We start from the raw sequence: 319 nt of genomic DNA, 5'->3' as shown, positions 1-319 counted from the left end.
ACCTGCTGGTTTATCTGGATGTGCTGCTGCGGGAGAAGAACGTAACCCGTGCCGCGGCACAGCTAAATATCACCCAGCCGGCTATGAGTAACGGCCTGAAGCGTTTGCGTAACCTGTTAAACGACCCTATTTTAGTGCGCACCAGCGAAGGCATGGTGCCGACTCAACGCGCGCTGGACATGCAGGAAGCCCTGCGCGGGGTATTGTACTCGGTTGAAGAAATGATCCAGCCGGTGCGTGAGTTTGACGCCCCCACCAGTGATCAGGTTTTTCGGATTATGGCGTCCGACTATGCCGCTTCCACGCTTATGCCTAAACT

Annotated in this window: 1 protein-coding gene; it reads left to right on the top strand. The window is 55.5% G+C overall.

Features of this window, described 5'->3' with window-relative positions; translation table 11 throughout:
- Positions 1-2: 2 nt before the first annotated feature.
- A partial coding sequence (locus B3180_RS10960) for a LysR family transcriptional regulator (protein WP_286844500.1) occupies positions 3-319 on the top strand: 317 nt, incomplete at its 3' end.

The sequence above is a fragment of the Idiomarina sp. UBA4206 genome (assembly GCF_002383015.1).
Lineage (GTDB): Bacteria > Pseudomonadota > Gammaproteobacteria > Enterobacterales > Alteromonadaceae > Idiomarina > Idiomarina abyssalis.
The sequence above is the reverse complement of the archived record's forward strand: the minus strand, read 5'-3'. Positions and strand labels throughout refer to the sequence as shown.